This window comes from Ruegeria sp. F11 (genome assembly GCF_056533855.1).
In genome coordinates this window covers 296264-317316 of the sequence record NZ_JBQFOW010000003.1, presented here as the reverse complement: position 1 = coordinate 317316, position 21053 = coordinate 296264, and the positions used below count along the sequence as shown (strand labels likewise).

At 59.1% G+C, this 21053-nt stretch carries 17 protein-coding genes and 1 tRNA gene; 16 read left to right on the top strand and 2 right to left on the bottom strand.

Going from position 1 to position 21053, the window contains the following annotated elements:
• The first annotated feature begins 3 nt into the window (after positions 1–3).
• On the top strand, positions 4–1356 hold the full coding sequence (locus ACR0NJ_RS05925) for an aminotransferase class III-fold pyridoxal phosphate-dependent enzyme (protein WP_480816199.1): 1353 nt from the start codon (positions 4–6) through the stop codon (positions 1354–1356).
• A gap of 21 nt (positions 1357–1377) precedes the next feature.
• Here the strand turns inward: ACR0NJ_RS05925 and hpaR are convergent, their stop codons facing one another.
• Entirely contained in the window at positions 1378–1818 is a 441-nt protein-coding gene (gene hpaR, locus ACR0NJ_RS05920) for a homoprotocatechuate degradation operon regulator HpaR (RefSeq protein ID WP_480816198.1), read from the bottom strand.
• A 105-nt stretch (positions 1819–1923) separates the two neighbouring features.
• Here hpaR and ACR0NJ_RS05915 point away from each other — a divergent pair, with 105 nt between their 5' ends.
• The 7 genes from ACR0NJ_RS05915 to ACR0NJ_RS05885 all read left to right on the top strand — a co-directional run bounded on the left by ACR0NJ_RS05915 (position 1924) and on the right by ACR0NJ_RS05885 (position 8884).
• Positions 1924–2319, top strand: coding sequence for a 5-carboxymethyl-2-hydroxymuconate Delta-isomerase (locus ACR0NJ_RS05915; protein WP_480816197.1), 396 nt, complete (start codon positions 1924–1926; stop codon positions 2317–2319).
• Positions 2320–2323: 4 nt separating this feature from the next.
• Positions 2324–3835, top strand: coding sequence for a 5-carboxymethyl-2-hydroxymuconate semialdehyde dehydrogenase (gene hpaE / locus ACR0NJ_RS05910; RefSeq protein WP_480816196.1), 1512 nt, complete (start codon positions 2324–2326; stop codon positions 3833–3835).
• Between the two features lie 87 nt (positions 3836–3922).
• Positions 3923–4906: a 3,4-dihydroxyphenylacetate 2,3-dioxygenase gene (gene hpaD / locus ACR0NJ_RS05905; protein ID WP_480816195.1), complete on the top strand. Its 984-nt coding sequence runs from the start codon at positions 3923–3925 to the stop codon at positions 4904–4906.
• A gap of 91 nt (positions 4907–4997) precedes the next feature.
• A complete protein-coding gene (locus tag ACR0NJ_RS05900) occupies positions 4998–6395 on the top strand; it encodes a pyridoxal phosphate-dependent decarboxylase family protein (protein WP_480816194.1) in 1398 nt (465 codons plus the stop codon).
• On the top strand, positions 6392–7246 hold the full coding sequence (locus tag ACR0NJ_RS05895) for a fumarylacetoacetate hydrolase family protein (RefSeq protein WP_480816193.1): 855 nt from the start codon (positions 6392–6394) through the stop codon (positions 7244–7246). The genes ACR0NJ_RS05900 and ACR0NJ_RS05895 overlap by 4 nt, the downstream gene beginning before the upstream one ends.
• Positions 7243–8043, top strand: a complete 801-nt coding sequence (hpaH, locus tag ACR0NJ_RS05890) for a 2-oxo-hept-4-ene-1,7-dioate hydratase (RefSeq protein ID WP_480816192.1) — start codon at positions 7243–7245, stop codon at positions 8041–8043. The genes ACR0NJ_RS05895 and hpaH overlap by 4 nt, the downstream gene beginning before the upstream one ends.
• A gap of 112 nt (positions 8044–8155) precedes the next feature.
• Entirely contained in the window at positions 8156–8884 is a 729-nt protein-coding gene (locus ACR0NJ_RS05885; RefSeq protein WP_480816191.1) for a metallophosphoesterase family protein, read from the top strand.
• Positions 8885–8941: 57 nt separating this feature from the next.
• Here the strand turns inward: ACR0NJ_RS05885 and ACR0NJ_RS05880 are convergent.
• A tRNA-Leu gene (locus ACR0NJ_RS05880) sits at positions 8942–9026 on the bottom strand.
• A 328-nt stretch (positions 9027–9354) separates the two neighbouring features.
• Between ACR0NJ_RS05880 and ACR0NJ_RS05875 the strand changes: the two genes are divergently transcribed.
• The 8 genes from ACR0NJ_RS05875 to ACR0NJ_RS05840 all read left to right on the top strand — a co-directional run bounded on the left by ACR0NJ_RS05875 (position 9355) and on the right by ACR0NJ_RS05840 (position 20896).
• Positions 9355–9948: a hypothetical protein gene (locus ACR0NJ_RS05875; RefSeq protein WP_480816190.1), complete on the top strand. Its 594-nt coding sequence runs from the start codon at positions 9355–9357 to the stop codon at positions 9946–9948.
• A 5-nt stretch (positions 9949–9953) separates the two neighbouring features.
• Positions 9954–11966, top strand: coding sequence for a dynamin family protein (locus ACR0NJ_RS05870; protein ID WP_480816189.1), 2013 nt, complete (start codon positions 9954–9956; stop codon positions 11964–11966).
• Positions 11967–11974: 8 nt separating this feature from the next.
• The gene (locus ACR0NJ_RS05865; RefSeq protein ID WP_480816188.1) at positions 11975–13711 is read left to right on the top strand and encodes a dynamin family protein; all 1737 of its coding nucleotides are present in this window, start codon (positions 11975–11977) and stop codon (positions 13709–13711) included.
• A gap of 48 nt (positions 13712–13759) precedes the next feature.
• Positions 13760–14161, top strand: coding sequence for a hypothetical protein (locus tag ACR0NJ_RS05860; RefSeq protein WP_480816187.1), 402 nt, complete (start codon positions 13760–13762; stop codon positions 14159–14161).
• Between the two features lie 23 nt (positions 14162–14184).
• Positions 14185–15042, top strand: a complete 858-nt coding sequence (locus ACR0NJ_RS05855) for a hypothetical protein (protein WP_480816186.1) — start codon at positions 14185–14187, stop codon at positions 15040–15042.
• A gap of 66 nt (positions 15043–15108) precedes the next feature.
• A complete protein-coding gene (locus ACR0NJ_RS05850) occupies positions 15109–17151 on the top strand; it encodes a dynamin family protein (protein ID WP_480816185.1) in 2043 nt (680 codons plus the stop codon).
• Positions 17148–18434 carry a dynamin family protein gene (locus ACR0NJ_RS05845; protein ID WP_480816184.1) on the top strand — a complete coding sequence of 429 codons (1287 nt, stop codon included), beginning with the start codon at positions 17148–17150 and terminating at the stop codon, positions 18432–18434. Before ACR0NJ_RS05850 ends, ACR0NJ_RS05845 begins: the two co-directional genes overlap by 4 nt.
• Positions 18435–18772: 338 nt before the next feature.
• On the top strand, positions 18773–20896 hold the full coding sequence (locus ACR0NJ_RS05840; RefSeq protein WP_480816183.1) for a serine/threonine-protein kinase: 2124 nt from the start codon (positions 18773–18775) through the stop codon (positions 20894–20896).
• The last annotated feature ends 157 nt before the right edge of the window (positions 20897–21053 follow it).

Below are 21053 nucleotides of genomic sequence, written 5' to 3'. Positions count from 1 at the left end.
GACATGAAAGATTCGAACTTTCTGAAGGAAAACAACGCCCGTCATTTCTGGCATCCCATGGCGCACCCGGCGGACAGCCAGAAGAACCCGCCAACCATCCTGAACGGTGCGGAAGGGGTCAGCATCACCGATGTGGATGGTCACACGGCGATAGACGCTGTCGGGGGTCTGTGGAACGTCAATCTGGGCTATTCCTGCGAACCGGTGAAGCAAGCCATCGCCGAGCAGTTAAACGCGCTGCCCTACTACTCGACGTTCCGCGGGACCAGCAACGATAAGGTGATCGAGCTGTCCTATGAATTGGCGCAGTTCTTTGAACCGGACGGGCTGACCCGCGCGTTCTTCACCTCGGGCGGGTCGGATTCGGTTGAGATCGCGCTGAAACTGGCGCGCCAGTACCACAAGATACGCGGTGAGGCCGGGCGTACCAAGTTCATCAGTCTGAAACAGGGTTATCACGGGACCCACTTCGCCGCCGCTTCGGTCAATGGAAACCAGAAGTTTCGCGCGGTGTATGAGCCGATGATGCCGGGCTGTTTCCACATCCCCGCACCATGGACATACCGCAACCCGTTTGACGAGACCGACCCCGAGCGTCTGGCGCAGCTGTGCGTCAAAGCGCTTGAGGCCGAAATCGCATTTCAGGGCGCAAACACGGTGGCAGCCTTCATCATGGAGCCGGTTCTGGGGGCAGGGGGCGTGATCCCGCCGCACAAGAGCTTCATGCCCATGGTGCGCGAGGTCTGTTCCAAGCACGGCGTGTTGCTGATTGCGGATGAAATCATCACCGCATTCGGTCGGACAGGCAGCGAAAGCGGTTCGCGGCATTGGGGCGTGCAGCCGGACATCATGGCCACGGCCAAGGCGATCACAAACGGGTATTTCCCGTTCGGGGCCGCGATGATCTCGGGCGCGGTGGCCGAGGTGTTTGAAAAGGACACAACCGGCAAAGGGTCGGTCGATCAGGGATACACCTATTCCGGCCATCCGGTCGGGGCGGCGGCGGCTTTGGCGGCGCTGTCGGAAACCGACCGCCTGCGGATTTGGGAAAACGCAGCCGCGCGCGGGGATGAGTTGTTTGCCGGGCTGCAGAAACTGGCGGAAAAGCACGACGTCATAGGGGATGTGCGCGGGGGCGAGGGCCTGATGTGCGCGCTAGAGCTTGTGTCGGATCGCACAACCAAAGCACCGATTGCGAAACACCTGCCGCTGCAGGTTCAGAAGGCAGCCTATGAGGACGGGGTGATGATCCGCGTGTCGGGCAACAACATCATCCTGTCGCCGCCTCTGATCGTAACGTCAGAGGATGTGGCGAAGATTCTGTCAGCGCTGGATACGGGTCTTGGAACGCTGTGACCCCATCGTGTGCATGAGGGGTCAGACCTTGACGGCCTGCAATTCTTCCAGAAGATCAAGAAGTTGGTCCAGTTTCTCGCGACCCATCTGCGCCTCGATATTGTTGGAGATCGCCAGCGAGGTCGTCAGATTATCTGCCAGAATAAGTCGCCCGGCCTCGGTGATCGTGACCATGGTGCGGCGTTTGTCGTTGCTATCCTGGCGCCGTGTGATCTGGCCGTCTGCCTCCATCGTGCGCAGAATGCGGGTCAGGCTGGGCAGCAGCAGGCAGGCCTCGTGCGCGATGGCGCTTTGTTCGACTTCGCCCAACTCGTCCAGAACGCGCAGGATGCGCCATTTCTGCTCGGTCAGCTGGATGCCCTGCAGCATGTCCCGGATCGGAGCCATGACGGTTTCACGGGCGCGTAACAGCGCAATCGGCAGCGAGCGGGAGGTGCTTTTGGTGTGGCTTTGGCTGGTCATGCGGCCTTCTAGAATGCCGTTCTGTAAATTGCAAAGATTAACAAGGCAAGTTCTTGACAGGCGTCTACTCAGTTACTAAACATGTTAATCAATAGGGAGAGACTCATGCCGCATTTCCACGTCGAATACTCTGGGAATCTAGAGGACCATATCGACATGGATGGCCTGTGCGAACGCATCCGTGCGACAGCAGCGGAAATCGAGACCTTTCCAATGCCGGGCATCCGCGTCCGCGCCACGCGGGTAGACCACTATGCCATTGCGGACGGCAACCCTGCGCATGGCTTTGTCGATATCTCGATCCGGCTGCGCGCGGGTCGGAGTGACGAAGTCAAACAAGACGCCACGCAGCGCATTTTTGAGGCGGTCAGGGCCTATCTGGCTCCGGCCTTCGCGCAGCATTCTGTCGCGCTGTCGCTTGAGATGCGCGATATCGACCCCAGGCTTTCGCCCAAGACCGGCACGATCCGGGATCACTTGGCGACAACGCAGGAGACCTGACGCAGTGAGCGCACTGGACACAAATATCGAAAAGTTGACGGGCTTTCTGGCGCGGTTCCGGGACGCGGGCATCAAGAACCGCATCGCGGGCGAGGATCGGGACGGGTCTGCGGGCGTTTTTCAATCTATGTCACCGGTGGACAAATCGGTCATCTGTGACGTTGCCCACGGTACTGCAGACGACATCGACGTGGCGGCCAATGCAGCACATGCGGCCTTTGCGGACTGGCGCGACCTGCCCGCGACCGAGCGCCGCAGCATCCTGTTGAATGTCGCCGACGCCATCGAGGCACGGGCGGAGGAAATCGCCCTGTGCGAATGTTGGGACACCGGACAGACCCTGCGTTTCATGTCCAAAGCGGCGCTGCGCGGGGCCGAGAACTTTCGCTACTTCGCCGATCAGGTGGTGCAGGCGCGGGATGGGCAGCACCTGAAATCTCCGACGCTGATGAATATCACCACCCGCGTGCCAATCGGCCCGGTGGGTGTGATCACGCCGTGGAACACCCCCTTCATGCTGTCGACCTGGAAGATCGCCCCGGCGCTGGCTGCGGGCTGCACGGTGGTGCACAAACCAGCAGAAGATTCGCCCTTGTCCGCTCGCCTGCTGGTGGAAATCGCCGAAGAGGCCGGTCTGCCCAAAGGGGTGCTGAACACGGTGAATGGCTTTGGCCCGGATGCGGGCAAGGCCCTGACCGAGCATCCGCTGATCAAGGCCATAGCCTTTGTCGGCGAAAGCCGTACCGGCAGTATCATCACCAAACAGGGGGCCGATACGCTCAAGCGGATGCATCTTGAACTGGGCGGCAAGAACCCGGTCATCGTGTTCGACGACGCCGATCTGGACCGGGCGCTGGATGCGGTGATCTTCATGATCTACTCGATCAACGGCGAGCGCTGCACCTCGTCCTCGCGCCTGCTGGTGCAGGACAGCATCAAGGATGAATTCGAGGCCAGGCTTATCGAGCGCGTGAACAGCATCAAGGTTGGTCATCCGCTGGACCCGGCGACCGAGATCGGGCCGCTGGTCACCGAGGAGCATTACAACAAGGTCACCAGCTATTTCGATATCGCTAAACAGGACGGGGCGACCATCGCGGCGGGTGGCGAGAAACTGGGCGATGACGGCTATTTCATCCGTCCAACCCTGTTCACCAATGCCAACAACCAGATGCGCATCGCGCGCGAGGAAATCTTTGGCCCGGTCCTGACCTCGATCCCGTTCTCGACCGAGGAAGAGGCGCTGCAAATCGCCAATGACACCCCCTACGGTCTGACCGGTTATGTCTGGACCAACGATCTGACCCGTGCGTTGCGCTTCACGGACAAGCTTGAGGCCGGGATGATCTGGGTGAACTCGGAAAACGTCCGACACCTGCCCACGCCATTTGGCGGGGTCAAGGCGTCCGGCATCGGCCGGGACGGCGGCGACTGGTCATTTGAGTTCTACATGGAGCAAAAACACATCGGCTTCGCCACCGGTCAGCACAAGATCATGCAGTTGGGCAAGCTCTAACTGCGCCTGTGAGTAGATGATCATTTGAACCCTCAGTTTCGGCACCGTTTTTAGCGCCGCCGCAATCCCGTTTAACAGGAGGTCCTGATGCCCGTTCCAGCCCCCAATCTATACCCCGATTTCAACACGATCCGCCTGAGCCATGTCTGTCTGAACGTCAGCGACTTGGACGCATCGCGACGGTTCTACTCCGAAATTCTGGGGCTCCAGGTTTCGGACGAAACCGACGATCACATCTATCTGCGCGCGATGGAGGAACGGGGCCATCACTGCGTGATCCTGCAGAAATCCGATCAGCCCGGCACTGTTGAGGTCATGGGGTTCAAGACCTTCGATGAACAAGATCTGGACCGGGCCGACGCCTATTTTCAATCCAAAGGCCGCCCGACCGAGTGGATTGAGCGCCCGTACCAGGGCCGCACTCTGCTGACCTCGGACAATATGGGCATCCCACTCGAGTTTTATCACAAGATGGACCGGCTGGAGCCGATCCACCAGAAATACGCCCTCTATCGCGGGGTGAAGCCGCTGCGGATCGACCATTTCAACTGTTTCTCTACAAACGTGGATGACAGCGTAGCCTTCTACAGCGATTTCGGTTTCCGAGTGACGGAATACACCGAAGACGAAGACAGCAAGCGCCTGTGGGCGGCGTGGATGCACCGCAAGGGCGGCGTGCATGACATGGCCTTCACCAACGGGACCGGTCCGCGCATGCACCACGTGGCTTTCTGGGTGCCAAACCCGCTAAACATCATCGACCTGTGCGATCTGATGGCGACCACCGGCTATGTGGACAGTATCGAACGCGGGCCGGGGCGGCATGGGATTTCCAACGCCTTCTTCCTGTATGTGCTGGACCCGGACGGTCATCGGATCGAGATCTATTGTTCGGACTATCAGACGGTCGATCCCGATCTGGAGCCGATCAAATGGGACCTAAAGGACCCTCAGCGCCAAACGCTGTGGGGCGCGCCCGCGCCGCGCAGCTGGTTCGAACACGGAACCCCGTTTGTAGGCGTTGCGCAGAGTGACTCGGATCTGGCAGCCTCGCCCATAATTGCGCCTTGAGAATGCCGAGGTTGATTGATCCTTGCCCGGAATGCGGGCCATGTTGTGTTGACCGGATGGTCGGAATGCGTGCAGCGAAAAAAGGTGATTGATGGATTGGGACGAGTTTTCACATTGGGGCCAGCACATCTCGAAATGGGCTGCCGATTACCATAAGTCGCTAGCGGACCGGCCCGTTCGGGCGCAGACCGCACCGGGTCAGATCGCGGCTCAACTTGACGGTGTGCCCCCCGAAATCGGCCAGCCGATGGAGGCTATTCTATCCGATTTCGAACGGATCGTGATGCCGGGTATGACCCATTGGCAGCATCCAAGGTTCTTCGCCTATTTTCCGGCCAATGCCGCGCCACCCTCGATGCTGGCCGAGATGCTGGTGACGACCATCGCGGCGCAGTGCATGTTGTGGCAGACCTCACCCGCGGCGACCGAGGTCGAGGGCGTCATGGTCGACTGGCTGCGTCAGGCGCTTGGCCTGCCAGATCGCATGACCGGAGTGATACAGGACAGCGCATCCTCGGCCACCTTATCGGCGGTGCTGACCATGCGTGAACGCGCCACGGGGTTCACGGGAAACCGAGATGGCCTGAACACCAAAGGCGCACTGCGGATTTATTGCTCGGATCAGGTGCACTCGTCGATTGACCGCGCTTGCTGGGTTGCAGGGATCGGTCAGAACAATCTGGTCAAGCTGCCCACCCATGGCCCAACTTTCGCGATCGACTCAAGCGCGTTGGAGGCCGCGATTCAAGCGGATCTGGCCGCCGGTCACATTCCGGCGGGTATCATTGCGATCACCGGTGGCACGGGGGTAGGGGCCTGCGATGACCTGAACGCTGTGGCGGACATCGGGGCAAAGCATGATCTATACACGCATCTGGATGCCGCATGGGCCGGGTCTGCCATGATCTGCCCCGAGTTTCGCGAGGCCCTCTGGCCCGGGGCGGACCGCTACGACAGCATCGTCTTCAACCCGCATAAATGGCTGGGCGCGCAGTTCGACTGCGCCATTCAGTTTCTGCGAGATGCAGCGCCCCAACTGAATACGCTGAAAATCGAACCGGAATACCTGAAGACAACTGGCGCCGAGGTGACCAACTATTCGGAATGGACCATCCCCTTGGGTCGTCGCTTTCGGGCGTTGAAAATCTGGTTCCTTCTGCGCTCTTACGGGTTGGAGGGTTTGCGCACACGCATCCGCAATCACGTGGCCTGGGCGCAGGAGCTCTCGCTGAAAATCGAGGCGTTGGAGGGGTTCGAAATCACCACCGGCCCGATCCTCAGCCTGTTTTCGTTCCGCTGCCCCGGCGACGATGCGATGCAGCAACGCCTTGTGGATGCGCTGAACGAAGATGGGCGAATTTATCTGACGCAGGGCATGTTCGACGGTCGCAAGATCATCCGGTTTCAAGTCGGACAGTTCGACACAACCCGCGATGACGTGCTGATGGCGGCGGATGTAATCCGGGACGTTTGGGAGAAGATCGCATGAAATTCGCAACCTTCACGGCTAATGGCGGATCGTTTTTTGGCGCAATTACAGACGAGGGCGCGATTGCGCTGAATGACGAACTGCCGGATCACGCTAGCCTGTATGAGGTCATCGCCGCAGGCGCATTCGACCGATTGGTCAACGCCGCCGAAGGCAAACCGGTGACCCATACCGATTTCTCCTATGACATGGTGATGCCGGATGCCCGCCGTATCCTCTGTGTTGGCGTGAACTTTCCTGACCGCAATGCGGAATACAAGGATGGCAGCGCGCAGCCCAAATACATGTCGCTCTTCCCCCGCTTTGCCAGCGGTTTCACAGGTCATAACCGCGCGTTGATCCGCCCACCGGAAAACCACACGCTGGACTACGAAGGCGAGGTGGCCATTGTGATCGGCAAAGCCGGTCGCCGGATCGCGCAAGAGGATGCCTATGATCACATCGCGGCCCTGACGCTGTGTAATGAGGGGACAATCCGCGACTGGGTGTGTCATGCCAAGTTCAACGTCACGCAGGGCAAGAATTGGGACAACTCCGGCGCAATCGGGCCGTGGCTGGTGCCGTTCGCCGACGCCGCGCAACTGGATGAGGCGCGTATCCAGACCCGCGTGAATGGTGAGTTGCGTCAGGACGACTACTTGAGCCGCATGATGTTCCCGATCCGGCGCGAGATCGAATACATCTCGACCTTCATGACCCTTCAGCCTGGTGACATCATCGTCACCGGCACGCCCACTGGGGCAGGGGCCCGGTTCGACCCGCCGAGATACCTGAAACCCGGTGATGTGGTTGAGGTGTCAGTCGAAGGCATCGGCACCCTGCGCAACACGGTCGAGGACGAACAACCATGACGCCCGAAGATCACGCCCGCGCAGCCACTGATTTGCTGCGGGCAGAACGCTCGGGCAAGCAGATCGGCCTGCTAAGCCAGCGCCACCCCGAGATGGCGATGGATGACGCCTACGCGATCCAGACCGCCATTTTGCAGCAAAAGCGGACAGAGGGCCGCAGGGTAATCGGCTGGAAGATCGGCCTGACCTCGAAAGCGATGCAATACGCGCTGAACATCAACATTCCCGACAGTGGGATTCTGTTCGACGACATGGTTTTTGACAACGCGGCCACGGTTCCCGCTGGTCGTTTCATTCAGCCCCGGATCGAGGCAGAGATTGCCTTTGTCATGAAATCAGCTATCGGCGGCGCGAATGTGACTCGCGACGATATCATTTCGGCTACGGACTACGTGGCCCCCTCGATTGAAATCCTCGACACGCGGATTCAGCGCGTTGATCCGGAAACCGGCAAAACCCGCACGGTGTTCGATACAATCAGCGATAACGCCGCCAATGCGGGTATCGTGCTGGGGGCCGAGCGCCACCCGGTCGACGCCTTCGACCTGCGCTGGGTCGGCGCGCTGACCTTTCGCAATGGAGAGATCGAGGAAACCGGGCTGGGTGCGGGTGTGCTGAACGATCCAGTCGAAAGCGTGGTCTGGCTGGCCCGCCGCATGGCGCAGTACGGTCAGAGCATCGAACCGGGGCAGGTGATCCTGTCCGGCAGCTTCATCCGCCCGGTGGAATGCCCTTCTGGCACCGAAATTCATGCGGATTTCGGGCCGTTCGGGTCGGTTGATATCGCCTTTGCCTGAAAGTGCGCGATTCGGTTTCGGCGCTGCCGCCTGTCGGTTCCTTATCGACTGGGCTGAACAAGTGCGATACGCCGGGCTTGCGCGCATAAAGCCCTGAACCGGAAAGATCATCATGTCCGAACCCGTCTACGCCATCGGTGATATTCATGGTCAGCTAGAGATGCTTGAACAAGCCCTGTCTCGCATCGAAAATGATGGCGGGCGGGATGCCAGAATTGTCTTCCTCGGCGACTACACCGACCGCGGCCCGCAAAGCCGCGAGGTTCTGGACCTGTTGGTTCAGGGGCAGGCCGATGGCAGAAACTGGACATTCCTGCTTGGCAATCATGACCGGATGTGCGCCATGTTCCTCGAGGCCTACCCACGCAACGATGCCCGGTTGCTGATCGGCTACCACTGGTTTCACCCTCGGATCGGAGGCGTAGAGACCCTGAAATCCTACGGGGTCGAGGTCACGGACAGAGACCGGATTTTTCATATCCACGCCGAGGCGAGGCAGGCCGTGCCGAAAGCCCATGTTAATTTTCTGACCCGGTTGCGGCCTTATCATCAGCAAGGCGATCTGCTATTCGTTCACGCGGGTATCCGACCGGATATCTCCTTGGAGCATCAGGACATCGACGATTTAGTCTGGATTCGCGATGAGTTCCTGAATCACAAGGGGCCTCATCCCTGGCTGATCGTTCACGGCCACAGCCATGTGGCGTCTCCCGAACATCACGGCAATCGCATCAACCTGGACACCGGAGCAGGATATGGCAGGCCGCTGACCGCTGCGGTGTTCGAGGGGCGGTACTGCTGGGTGGTGGAGGATGAGGGTCGACGTCTTTTGACACCGTGAAATCGGTGCGCGCGTAGTGCGGACGATATTTGTATAATCATAGTTATGTTAAAAGCATGGTGCGGGTGGAGGGACTTGAACCCCCACGCCTTGCGGCGCCAGAACCTAAATCTGGTGCGTCTACCAATTTCGCCACACCCGCAATCTGGCATCAAAGTGCCGGAATGACGCGCTGATAACAAAGCTTGATCCGGAGCGCGAGAGGGAAAATCGGTCGAAGGCCAAGTTTGTGATCCGGTGCCGACAGATGCGCGGCGGCTGCATCCGGCACCTTGAGCTGTTCGAGCCAACGAGGCTTGCCGATTGGAAATGCGCCGTGGATGTTCACCAACTCAACCGAGAGGTTTCTGCGCTAAAACCCGGTCGAAATTTAAGTTCCATAGCTTTACACACGAACAGACGCGCCAATCCGTCCCGCATGTCGGCCTGACAATAGAACACCTCAAACACGTAATGGTTGAGGCGTTCCTGTGAGCACACCTCCACATTCCCGCCACATTTCAAACGCCAAAAAATCTTATTCGCGTCAAATTAACACCGCCTTGAAGGGTCTTGTTTGTCGTCAGGAGTTAATGAGTCTTTTTTGCCACTTTGGCACCTTTACGAGTTTTTCGCTCAACTCCAGTACAAGGTTTTCTGCCGTGACCGATCTGAATAACTACGCTGCCCCTGAGCAAGATGCTATCTTCTTTGCTCGCGAAAGTTTTCTAGGTGAACTCAAAACCCTGAACCGGGACTATCCGAATACCGGGTTTGGCATTTCGCTGCGAACCCATTCCGGCCAGCACTACCTGCTTGCCAATGCGCGCATGCCGCTGCCTGCCGTAAAGTCCGAGGGCTTTCCGACCGGCCGTCATGTCGCGAGCCTTGAGAATGGCGACCGCTTTAGCTCGATCGAGGTTCTCGCGGATGCGCAGGCCTATGAAAGCATCTCACCCCGGGCCGAAGCTGAAATTCTTGGAAATGCGCTGGATCTGATCGCGCGCATCGACACACTGACCAGCAGTCCCGCCGGGCGACCCCCGCACCGGCCCGCGATTGCAGCGACCGGAACCGGAGGCTGACCATTATGGCGCGAAACGACCACCTTTTGTCTGTAGGCAACGAGGCTTTGGCCCCGATGACGTCGGCGATGTCCTCGCTGACGGCACAGATCGACCAATTGACAGAGGTGGCGGACGCGCGGTCTTCGGCGCGGCTGGCCACATTGAAAACGCGGATGGAGAATTTCACCGCGAGCGTCACGATGGTCGGTCAGGTCAAGGCCGGGAAATCCTCGATCATCAATATCTTGGCGGGCCGCCCTGCCCTGTTGCCATCCGACGTCAACCCATGGACATCCGTGGTCACGACGCTGAACATCAACACCCGCACGCCGGGCGACACCAAGTCCAAGTTCACATTCTTTGAGCAGGAAGAATGGGACAACCTGATGGTGGGCGGCGGTCGTCTGGGCGAACTGGCCAACCGGGCCGGTGCAGATGACGAGATGGACGATATTCGCCGTCAGATCAATGAGATGAAGGCCAAGTCTGAGGAGCGGCTAGGCAAGCATTTCGACCTGATTCTGGGCCAGAGCCACCAGTACGACTATTTCGACGAGGAACTGATCCAGCGCTATGTCTGCCTGGGGGACGAGGACGATCCGGATATCGACCCCAAAACCGGTCGCTTTGCCGATGTGACGAAATCGGCGGAGCTGTTCATGGACATTCCGCAATATCCGATCTCGCTGAAACTCTGCGACACGCCCGGCGTGAACGATACCTTCATGGTGCGCGAACAGATCACGCTGCGCAGCCTGCGCGGGTCTGAGGTGTGTATCGTTGTTCTGGCTGCAAGCCAGGCGCTGACCACCATGGACATGGCGCTGATGCGGATCATTTCTCAGTTCGAGAACAGGCAGATCGTCTTGTTCGTAAACCGCATTGATGAGTTGTCGGACCCGGTTACTCAGGTGCCGGAAATCCGCGACCGGATTCAGGACACGCTGAAACAGAACAATATCGACGCCAATACCAGCGTCGTGTTTGGCAGTGCCCAATGGGCCGAGGCGGCGCTGACCGGCAATCCGGACATTCTGACCGAAGAATCGCGGCAGGCGCTGAACACGTTCTATCTGGCGGCGGGTTTTGGTGATCAGGCCCCCTCGCTTGATAAAATCTGGGCGCTGTCTGGCCTGCCGGACCTTCTGCTTGCGATGAACGAACGCATCGCCGAAGGCGCGGGTGCCCGGTTGCTGGACCGTGTGCGCCATCGCGCCCGCAACATCGCCAGCCAGATCCGCGCCACAGCTGTGGCAAAGAATCTGTCAGGCGGAGACGGCGTTGTGCGCGATCTAGACGGGGTTTCGCCGGAAGAGGCAATTGCCACCGTGACCGCCGAGTATGACAAGAAGGCGGCGGACCTGACCGTGAAGCTGCGCGACAAGGTGCTGGAGCGCCTGAACTCGGCTGAGACCAACTTTGTCAAACGCGCGACGGATTCTCTGATCTCGCATCTGGAACAGAATGGCGAGCAAGGGACGTGGCAGTATGATCCTGCCGGTTTGCGTACCTTGCAAAAGGCCGCCTATTTCAGCTTCGCTCGTTCGATGCGCAAGGAAGCCGGGGCGCTGTATTCAGCCGCTGCTGCCGATGTCGAGGCGCTGTATCACAAAATCCTCGGCAACCATCTGGGTGAATTCAGCATCGAAGCACCCATTGTGCCTCGCGTTCCGCCGCCCTTGGGCATTGGCCGGACCATCGCACTGGATCTTCAAAGCACGTGGTGGCGACGGTGGTGGCAACGGCGCAAAGGGTTTGAGGCCTATGCTGCCGATTACACCCGCCTGATAGCCTCCGAGGCGAACTCGATCACCAAGGATATCGAGGAAAATCAGGTCGCAGCGGTACTGGAAAACGTCCGGGCAGTCTTGTCGGATTTCATGCGTGAGCAGAAAGAGACCCTGCTGAACATCTCGGCCTCGGCTGAAACGGATGCTGCGCGGAACTCGGCCCTGATGGCGGGGCTGCAGCCCAAGAAATCAAAGGATGAAATCCTTGGCGACATCCTGAAAGACCTAAGCAACGAAGCGGCATAAGTAGAAAAATGGCAAAAGATTCACAAACACGCTTCGTTTCACCTAAGGCATGGGAACGTATCGAGCATTGGTCCCGCCGCAAACCGGTCTTCGCGCTTATGGGAGAGTTCAGCGCCGGGAAATCCACGCTGATGAACTTTCTGCTGCGCAAAAGGGCGCTGCCGACGCAGGTGACTGCAACGCAGCTTCCTCCGATCTGGTTCAGCTGGGGCAATCAGTCCGCCTATGTGAAACGACATGATGGCAGCACGCAGGACATCTCGCTGGATGAACTTGAGTCGGTTGGGGTGAACGATGCGCAGTTCGTGCGCATATTCCTTGAGGCTGACATTCTTGAAGCCGTCGATCTGATCGACACGCCCGGTATTTCGGACCCCAAGATTTCCTCAGATGTCTGGCAACGTGCTGTGGGACAAGCCAATGGCGTGCTGTGGTGCACCCATGCCACCCAGGCCTGGCGCGAAACGGAACGGGCGACCTGGGTTGCGCTGCCGGAGCGCTTGCAAAGCAACTCACTGCTGCTTGTCACCCGCGCCGATGCGCTGGGAGCGAAGGACCGGCAAAAGGTCCTGCGCCGCGTCAATCGCGAGGCAGGCCATCTGTTCAATCGCTCGATCCTGTTTTCGGCCCGTGACGCGATCACGGCACGCGACAAGACCGGCGATGCCGAGCTGTGGGCACGCAGTGGCGGTGGCAAGATGATCGACAGTTTCCTTGAGATCACCGAGCAGATCATGGACACCCGCGCCGATCATCTGGCCCGGTACCAGATCGACAAGGGCCTGTCGGACTCACCCAAGATTCAACCTCTGCGCCCTGAAAGAAAGCCCGAGGTTTCGGAAACCGATCAGGTGGCAAAAGAAGCCGAGCCTCTGAAACTGGTTAACCCGGTGGCCGACACCCCCGAGGATGAGGGCACGGACAGTGCAGTCGTCACCAGCTTCCCGGTGCGCCCCGCGCGGGTCGAGCGGCGTTCGGAGGATACCGAACGAGCTCGGATCGACGCGGAAGAGGCCGAACGTCTACGGGCGGAAATGGTGCCTTCGAAGGACACGGCCCCAGTCGATCAGGACACTGATGACGAAGAATTGCGGGCCTTTTTTCGCGACACCGCTAACGATCCTCTGGACCTGACCAGCCTTGCGGCAGACGCGACCGACTTTGACGAATTCGAACTGATTGATGAGTTCGAAGCAGATGAGGAAATCGACGAAGATATCGCCGCCGAGGGCGACGATCCGGATAAGCTGGAAGCGGAAGAAACGGACAAATCCGACGACGTTCTGACCTCTCTCAGTTCCGCGCTTGCCGAAGCACCGGAGGCCACTGAGGATCAGCCTGCGCCGGACGAGGAGCCAAAGGATCGCAGCATCGAGGTTTCAGTCTCTTCAATCACGGCGCTGATGGCCGAGCAGCCCGGCGGCGACGTCGAGGAATATGAGCCCGAGCCGGAAACAAACGGCATTGTTGAAATCCGCGTGGATTCGCAGCCGGATGCCGCTGATCTTGATACTCTGGCTGAAGGGTCTGCGGGCGCTCCGCTGAGCGCATGGGCTATGTGGCAGGAGGTTGTGAAAGACGACGAACTGCCTGACGATGTCGAAGGTCTCAAATCGGTGTTCCAGGCGTTTCTGGCCGAGTTCGATCAGATCGTCAGCGAACACGGTGCGCAGCAGACGAAAGAGGCGTTGCGCTCGATCCCAAAAACAAGTGAAAACAGTGGGGCGGAGTGGCATGTGTTGTAACGTCCGAATCAACCTAAAGGGCAATTAAAAGGGAAAACAAAGGTTTAAATGTCGATACAGGCCGCATTGACCTCTGCAATTGAAACCATACCCGACTGCATTGCAGCCGGGTATATTGACATGGAAACGGGGATGGTGCTGGGCACCAGCGCATCCGATCCAAAAAATTCAGAGGTTTTGGACACATTGGCCATCGCCGCCGCCAACCTGTTTCAGGGGCGCGGCGTGGGGGCCTTTGAGGCGCTGTTGCGTCAGGCCGGTACGGAAGAGTTGGACAATCCGGGATTTGGGGAAATCGCGGTGTTCTCGAAGGACCGTCTGCACATTTTCCTGCGGACGCAGGCGTATCCGGACCATGTGGTCTGCTACATCTGCAACAGCAGCGCGAATGTCGGGCTGGCACTAACAAAATCGCATCTCAGTCTGGGGTCCGTCGCGGCTGCAGTCTGATCGGGACCAGAGGGGGTCACGGTATGATGGATACGGACATACTCGACATGCTCGAGGACATCGGGCGGTCGTCGGTTGCCCGATTGTCTCCGGCGGTGGTCATCGCGGGCGAAACCGCTTTGGCGCGCCGCGCCGGTGTTCTGCGGGCCATTCGCGGCACAGTCCTGCCACGCCGTCTGGAGTTTACGGCAGCCAGTGGCGAATGTCTGGCGCTTGAAGTGACCAATTCGCGGGTCACGGATGTGTTCCGCGTTCGCTCGGGGCTTGTGCCGGATTTCGAGACTGAGGCTCGGGAAGACCTGATCGGGAAGCTGGCGCAGCTGGTCACGGACATTGCCGATGCCCCTGCCCCGCTGGAACTGGTGTCGCTAAAACCGGACGCAGCGCTTGAGGCGGATGATGTTGGCGTCACGCTGAGCGAAATTGAAAAAGCCTGCGCGAAGATTGAACTGCCTGCAGAGCCGATAATGTCGGTCGTACCCGACACGGTGGAAGAGCCGGAACCAGAGGCTGACGAACCCGAGATCTCTTTGCCGCTCGCCTTTTTTGACCAGTCGGAACGTTTTGCCACCGGACGCTTGTTGGCCGATAACGCAGACGGAACCGCGCTAGAAGCCGCAGGTGACTTTGCCGCGTCGGGCGCTTTCCATCCGGACAGAAAAATGCTGGCCCGGTTCGCCGCTGATTTGGCCGGGTGGGATGGCGACACCGAAGCCGAACTGGAACACCCGCAACTGATCGTTATGCGCCCATCCGGTGGCAAAGGCGCGGGTCTGGCCGTTCTGCATGATGGAGAACAGATTGCCATTGCCGCGCACGAAGCCCGCAAACTGGGCGCTGTCGTTAACCTTTGGGGCTCTCTTTTGGGGCAGAAAGAATGATCGCCCCCAAAACATTCAAGTTTTCGTCTAATTCAGTCCATTTTTACGAGTGACAAGGTACGTGTTATGAGTGAGTCAAATCGTCGCGAACTTATTCGCATCGCTGAAGAAATGCATGAAACGAGCAATGACGAAACCCGTCAGTTCATTTCGCGTATCATTGGCGATCTTTCGAACCTGAAGCCATCGATTGCCTTTGTCGGGCAGATCAAGGCCGGGAAATCCCGCTTGATCAACGGATTTACGGGACAGGCTGAATACCTTCCCTCGGATGTGAACCCCTGGACCACGGTGATCACCGATATGCATTTCGGCCACCCCTCGGGGCGCACCCAAGGGGCCGAGTTTCATTTCTTCGACAACCACCAGTGGCAGTCCCTGATCGCCGAGGGGGAAGAACTGCGCAACATGTTCCCCGACGACGAGGACAGCTATAAGCGCGAGATGATCGAAGAGCAGGTCGAGGCAATGAAGACCCGCGCCAAGCTGCGTCTGGGCGAAAGCTACAAGCACCTGCTGGGCCAGCACCACGATCTGGACACCCTGAACACCGACGATCTGGCACGCTATGTCTGCGCCGGGGATGATCCCACCGAAGGCGAAAGCCCCGACCCCGGCAGCGACCGGGGCCTGTACAGCGACATCACCCGCAAGGCCGAGGTCTATTTCGACATCGGTCATTTCCCGTTTCCCCTGACGGTCACGGACACGCCCGGCGTCAACGACCCGCTGCTGATCCGCGAGGAGATCTCGCGCCAATACCTCAAGGAATCGGACTTTTTCGTTGTGGTTCTGTCAGCCCACCAGGCCCTGTCGCGGGCCGACCTGAAACTGTTCCGCTTAATGCAGGCGCTGGAACTGGGGCAGATTGTTGTCTTTATCAACCGCGTGGATGAGTTGGGCGGCGGTCCCGAGGATGCCGGGAAAGTGCGTGCCGATGTGGTCGACGGGCTGGAAAAGGCTCTTGGCAATTCGGATATCGACGTGCTGATGGGCAGCGCGCAATGGGCACATTATGCGCTGACCGGCGATGAAACCGGCGTTAACCATGATCAGGTTCTGGCCTGGCTGCGAGCTCATCCCGAACAGATGAAGCAGTATTTGGACGGTGTAGAAGAGATCAAGCAAGGCCCCGGCCCGATTAGCCGCGAGGCGGTTCTGCGGTTCGCAGCAATGATCGCCTCGGGCCTGCCGGATCTGCGCCGCCACGTGACGAAGGCGCTGACCGATGGCCCCCGCAATGAACAGATGCGGATGGCATGGCAGCACCTGAATAGTTTTGCACAGGGTGAGTTGGAGCGGTCTCAGGTCCACCTGCGCGCTTTGGAAGATGAAAGCGCGGCGAACGCGGCCAGCTCGGACGAAAACGACAAGACCCTGACCGACCTGCGGACGCTGATCGCAGGTAAGACGCAAGAGATGACGCAGGATATGGACGATATACTGTCCAACCTTCGCGGCGTCATGGATGACACGGTGTCCGAGGCGGTCTCGGCCGTGGTGCGGGGGCCGAATGGGCAATCTCCGCTGCTGGCCAGGGGGGGTGAGACCGAACTGAACTTCACGCCCTTGCGCGATCGCATGCGGGAACTGACGCAAGGAGCCACGCAGGTTGTGCGCCAGCGAATGCTCAGCGAGCTTTACGCCATCGACATGCAAAGCAACGCCGCCCTGCGCGCCCTGCCCGGCTGGCAGGAGCCGATGGACAACCGCATGAACACCAGCGCGGTACGCTGGTTCCGTCCCGACACTACTGCGCTAACCCGCGGCATCACGGTCGAACTGCGCGTGAACTGGCTGTCGCGTCTGATTTCGCGCAACAGCGTGGTCTCGCGCGCCGAACGGATGATCGTGCAGGAATTCGAGCTGATCGGCGACGATTTGATAGATACCGCGCGCGAAAATCTGTTAGAACGGTTGAATACGGTTCTGGATCACTACCTGGCGTTGTTGGCCGGGCATCTTGAACACAGGGCCGGAACCGGAGAAACCAATGCCAAGGCCGAGGCACAGGGTGCCTTCGACCGGGCGCGCCGCATCTCGGATGAACTGGGGACAGTTTTCGGCACGGACGCGGTGATTGAACGACAGGCAGAGGCGGCGGAATGATCGAATTTCCCGGAACCGAACAGGCAGTGCGTCAGCTTGAGCGCTTTCTGACTGCGACTGAAACCCTACCCTCGGATGCGGAGCTGGACGACATGCGCGCCCGCGCGCTGGCCCATGCCGAGCGGCTGTCTAACGCGGTCAATATCGGTTTCGCCGGGGAATTTGGCGCGGGCAAATCGAGCCTCGCCAATATGCTGGCCGGGGCTGACATTCTGCCTACAGGGCCGCAGCACCTGAAACTGCCGCTGGTGATTGTCGCCTATGCCGACTCACCGGAAACGACGGTTGGTTGGTGGGGCAAGGAACCCAAAACCTATTCCGGCATCGCTTTGGAAAAGGCTGCTGCTGACAGTCCTGATTTCATTTCGGTCGGGTTGAACACCCCTGCCCTGCGCGAACTCTCTCTGTTCGATCTGCCGGGATCGGGCGCACTGGATGAAAGCTACAAGTCGACGCTGGAGTTGCTGGAATATGTCGATTGCGCCATCTGGTGCACCAACGGCACCAACGCCTGGCGCGAGACTGAGCGGCATCTGTGGACGCAGGTTCCGCAGGAATTGCGCGACAACAGCCTGCTGGCCGTGACTCATGCCGACCTGCCGCCTGTGCGCGACGCGCTGGACCGGGTTGTGGCGCGTCTGAACAAGGAAAAGGGCGACATGTTCCGCGCGGTGGTCCCCATCGGCACGCCGGTCGCTGTCCGGGCCATGGCGCAGGAGCCCGAGCCCGATTTTGAGTTGTGGGAAACCTGCGGCGGCCAGACTCTGGCCGAGCAGGTGTTGGAAGTGGCCTCGACCCGCCGTCAGAACGATCTGGACGCGGCGCGCAGGGATTTGCAGCAGGACTTCCTGCCCTATCTCGAAACACTGGGTGAAGCCGAACCGGAACCCGAGCTTACCGACAGCCCATCGGTACAGTCGGCGCTTGAATCGGCGCTGCCGCCGTTGAGCAACCCGATTCTGGAAGACTGGCTGGCTGCGATTGCCAGCATCTATGATGATCTTCGCGAATCCTCGAACATTGAACCGGCGGCTTTCCTGCAAAGCTGTCAGGAAATTGTCGAGGATTTTGCCGAACGTCTGGAACAGGGCGGCGAGATCGACCCCGACGCGGACTGGATTCCAGCCGAGTTCGAAAAGGCAACTGACCTTCTGCTGCTGCTGCAGTTTGAAAGCGGCGATGCGCCTTTGCAGGATGCGATCAGCATTCTGGCGCAACTCAGCGACAATCTGGCATGGGCTGGCAGCACTTTGGCAACCCTGCAGACCAAAACCGGAACATGACCGTTTCCCGCTGCAATTGAGCTGCACTGCGGCGATTCGAAGCGCTGTGGAATCGCCCCTCTATTGTTTCGCAATCAGAGACCAAGCACCTTGAATCGAGGTGTCAGTCCACATTTTTTGCACCCGAATAATCTATATATTGTTCTAAAGCCACCCAGATCACTAAATATGGGAATCCTGCAAATTCGATCCTTAGTGAAGCCATGAGGCGGCCCCAATAAAGTCAAATTTGAACCGTCTAACCGTTCTCAAGTGTCCTGCGGTTGTATTTGGTTGTGAGTTTGCGGGTCGTTTGCCCAGTTAAGAAACCGCAAAACGATTAGAACGGGCGAAAAGAAATGAGCCACAACCAGGCTGTCGGCGCAACGCACGACGAACCAAAAATTGAAGGACTGCAGCCGGGGGCGAAGCTTCTGCGCGGGCAGTACGAAATCCTGCGGTATCTCAGCAATGGCGGCTTCGGGATCACCTATCTGGCGCGCGACAGTCTTGAGCGCGATGTCGTTATCAAGGAATGCTTCCCAAGTGCTTTGTGCCGCCGCAATGGGGATTTTGTCGAACCCAACGATCCCGCCTACAAGGACGATCTGCGTTCGATCATTGACCTGTTCATTCAGGAAGCCCGCAACCACGCGCGGTTGGTGCATCCCAACATCGTCGACGTCCACCAGGTATTCGAGGACAACGACACCGCCTATATCGCGATGGATCTGATCCGGGGGTGTGACCTGCTGGATTTTGTCGAAAACCCCGACAACGATGGCGGACCGGATTTTATCGTGCAGGTCACGGAAAAGATGCTGTCGGCGGTCTCTTTCATCCACCAAAGCGGGATGCTGCACCGGGACATCTCGCCGGACAACATCCTGATCGACGAAAACGGTGATCCGGTTTTGATCGACTTTGGCGCGGCGCGCGAACAGGCTGCCAACAAGTCGGCGGCTTTGCTGACCTTGCGTGTTATCAAGGATGGATACTCGCCCCACGAATTCTACGTGCGCGGGTCCGAGCAAGGGCCAAGCAGTGACCTCTATGTTCTGGCGGCCACGCTGTATCACGCCATCAGCGGCGAGCGCCCGATTGACGGCCAGACCCGCCTGAATGCATTCAATAACAGTCAAGATGATCCCTATTCGCCTCTAGCGGGACGCTTTGAAGGGTATCCTGACGGCTTCCTGGAAGCGATTGACAAAGCGATGGAGGTGCATGCCACCGACCGTCTGCAATCGGCGCTCGACTGGCTGCGCATGTTCCGCGGCCCCGGCGTGATGTTCGACACTTTCGCCTACCGCCCGGTTTCCGTCATTGTGGGCATGGACCGCGAAGACAAAGAGGCGGAAAAGGCCCGGATCAAGGCTGAAAGCGAAAACGCCGAAGCTGTGGTCACGGCCCTGCTGGCTGGCAATTCCGACCTTGTTCGAGGCGACGCGGACAAGAAAGACGAAGGTCTGGCGAAGATTGCTCCGAAAGAAGAAGCCCCGGTCGCTGTTGACACCGTGGTGCAAAGCGGATCGGGCGGCAGCGGTAAGGCAATCGTCGCGGCGGTGATTGTTCTGGCCGCCCTTGCGGGTGGCGGCTACTTCCTGATGGAAAACGGTCAGTTCAACTTGGGTGCCGAGACTGAGGCCGTTGCTGTTCAAACGCCCTCTCCGACCCCTGAAGAAACATTGGCGGTGGAGCCTGAAGCGCCCGCACAAGATACAGAAATTTCTCCGGCGAAACCTGTCGAGCAGGCTCAGGCCGAACCTGCGGAACCGGCCACCACAGAAGTGGCCCCCGCAGAACCGGTGGTCGCCGAACCCGCAGAGGCCGCAGCGGAGCCCGAAGTGCCCGCTGCCCCTGCGACCCCAGTTGACCTGCTGGAAAATCAGGTCGCCTTTGCCCATTGGGACGTGGAAATTCCGTTTGCAACATCTCTCCGTCGCGCCTCAACCGGGAACATTATCGCGGTGACCGGCCTTGAAGCCGGAACCGATATGGCCGTCATTGGCGACTGGGTGCAGCGCGGTGTCGCGATCTTTACTCTGAACGGTGAGCCGGTTCGGGCCGATGCGTCGCTGGCGGCGCAGGTTCTGGAAAACCTCATGGTTGACCCGGACGGCTATACCCGCGTGACCGCCCGCTATCGCCGACTGGGCGCAACGCGCGCGCAGAACGGGTTGCTCGCCCTGCCCGCAATCCGGTCGGTTGGGCTTGAGACGGGGTATGCCTTCACCATCCGGGGTACCGGCGAAATGGGATGGACAACCATTGTCACCGATGTTCCATCAGAAGCTGTTGGCACTCTGCAGCCTGGCGATGTCCTGCTCAGCGAAGCCCAGACCGGAACCGCGTTTGACGGGCCGGAAAGTCTGGATGCCTTACTGTCCGGTCTTGTTGCCGAAAACCACCCCGAAGCGCGTCTAACCGTCCTGCGGAACGGGACCGAAACAGATGCGGTCATGCAATTGGCGCAGGAGTAATCAGACCGGTTCACAACAATCTGCCAGCGCGTGTTTGCTGAGGATTACAACATCCTGACGGGAGCCGGACCGTCGCAGTCGTAAAAGTTATCTTTTTTTTCAGTTTCGTAAGTGCCACTGCAAAGAGTGCGGCGGTTTGTAGCAGCCCCAGGCACAG

Excerpts from the sequence above, each read along its gene's own strand:
- ACR0NJ_RS05925 (WP_480816199.1), top strand. The coding sequence starts at position 4 with ATGAAAGATTCGAACTTTCTGAAGGAAAACAACGCCCGTCATTTCTGG.
- hpaR (WP_480816198.1), bottom strand. The coding sequence starts at position 1,818 with ATGACCAGCCAAAGCCACACCAAAAGCACCTCCCGCTCGCTGCCGATT.
- ACR0NJ_RS05915 (WP_480816197.1), top strand. The coding sequence starts at position 1,924 with ATGCCGCATTTCCACGTCGAATACTCTGGGAATCTAGAGGACCATATC.
- hpaD (WP_480816195.1), top strand. The coding sequence starts at position 3,923 with ATGCCCGTTCCAGCCCCCAATCTATACCCCGATTTCAACACGATCCGC.
- ACR0NJ_RS05900 (WP_480816194.1), top strand. The coding sequence starts at position 4,998 with ATGGATTGGGACGAGTTTTCACATTGGGGCCAGCACATCTCGAAATGG.
- ACR0NJ_RS05895 (WP_480816193.1), top strand. The coding sequence starts at position 6,392 with ATGAAATTCGCAACCTTCACGGCTAATGGCGGATCGTTTTTTGGCGCA.
- hpaH (WP_480816192.1), top strand. The coding sequence starts at position 7,243 with ATGACGCCCGAAGATCACGCCCGCGCAGCCACTGATTTGCTGCGGGCA.
- ACR0NJ_RS05885 (WP_480816191.1), top strand. The coding sequence starts at position 8,156 with ATGTCCGAACCCGTCTACGCCATCGGTGATATTCATGGTCAGCTAGAG.
- ACR0NJ_RS05870 (WP_480816189.1), top strand. The coding sequence starts at position 9,954 with ATGGCGCGAAACGACCACCTTTTGTCTGTAGGCAACGAGGCTTTGGCC.
- ACR0NJ_RS05865 (WP_480816188.1), top strand. The coding sequence starts at position 11,975 with ATGGCAAAAGATTCACAAACACGCTTCGTTTCACCTAAGGCATGGGAA.
- ACR0NJ_RS05860 (WP_480816187.1), top strand. The coding sequence starts at position 13,760 with ATGTCGATACAGGCCGCATTGACCTCTGCAATTGAAACCATACCCGAC.
- ACR0NJ_RS05855 (WP_480816186.1), top strand. The coding sequence starts at position 14,185 with ATGATGGATACGGACATACTCGACATGCTCGAGGACATCGGGCGGTCG.
- ACR0NJ_RS05850 (WP_480816185.1), top strand. The coding sequence starts at position 15,109 with ATGAGTGAGTCAAATCGTCGCGAACTTATTCGCATCGCTGAAGAAATG.
- ACR0NJ_RS05845 (WP_480816184.1), top strand. The coding sequence starts at position 17,148 with ATGATCGAATTTCCCGGAACCGAACAGGCAGTGCGTCAGCTTGAGCGC.
- ACR0NJ_RS05840 (WP_480816183.1), top strand. The coding sequence starts at position 18,773 with ATGAGCCACAACCAGGCTGTCGGCGCAACGCACGACGAACCAAAAATT.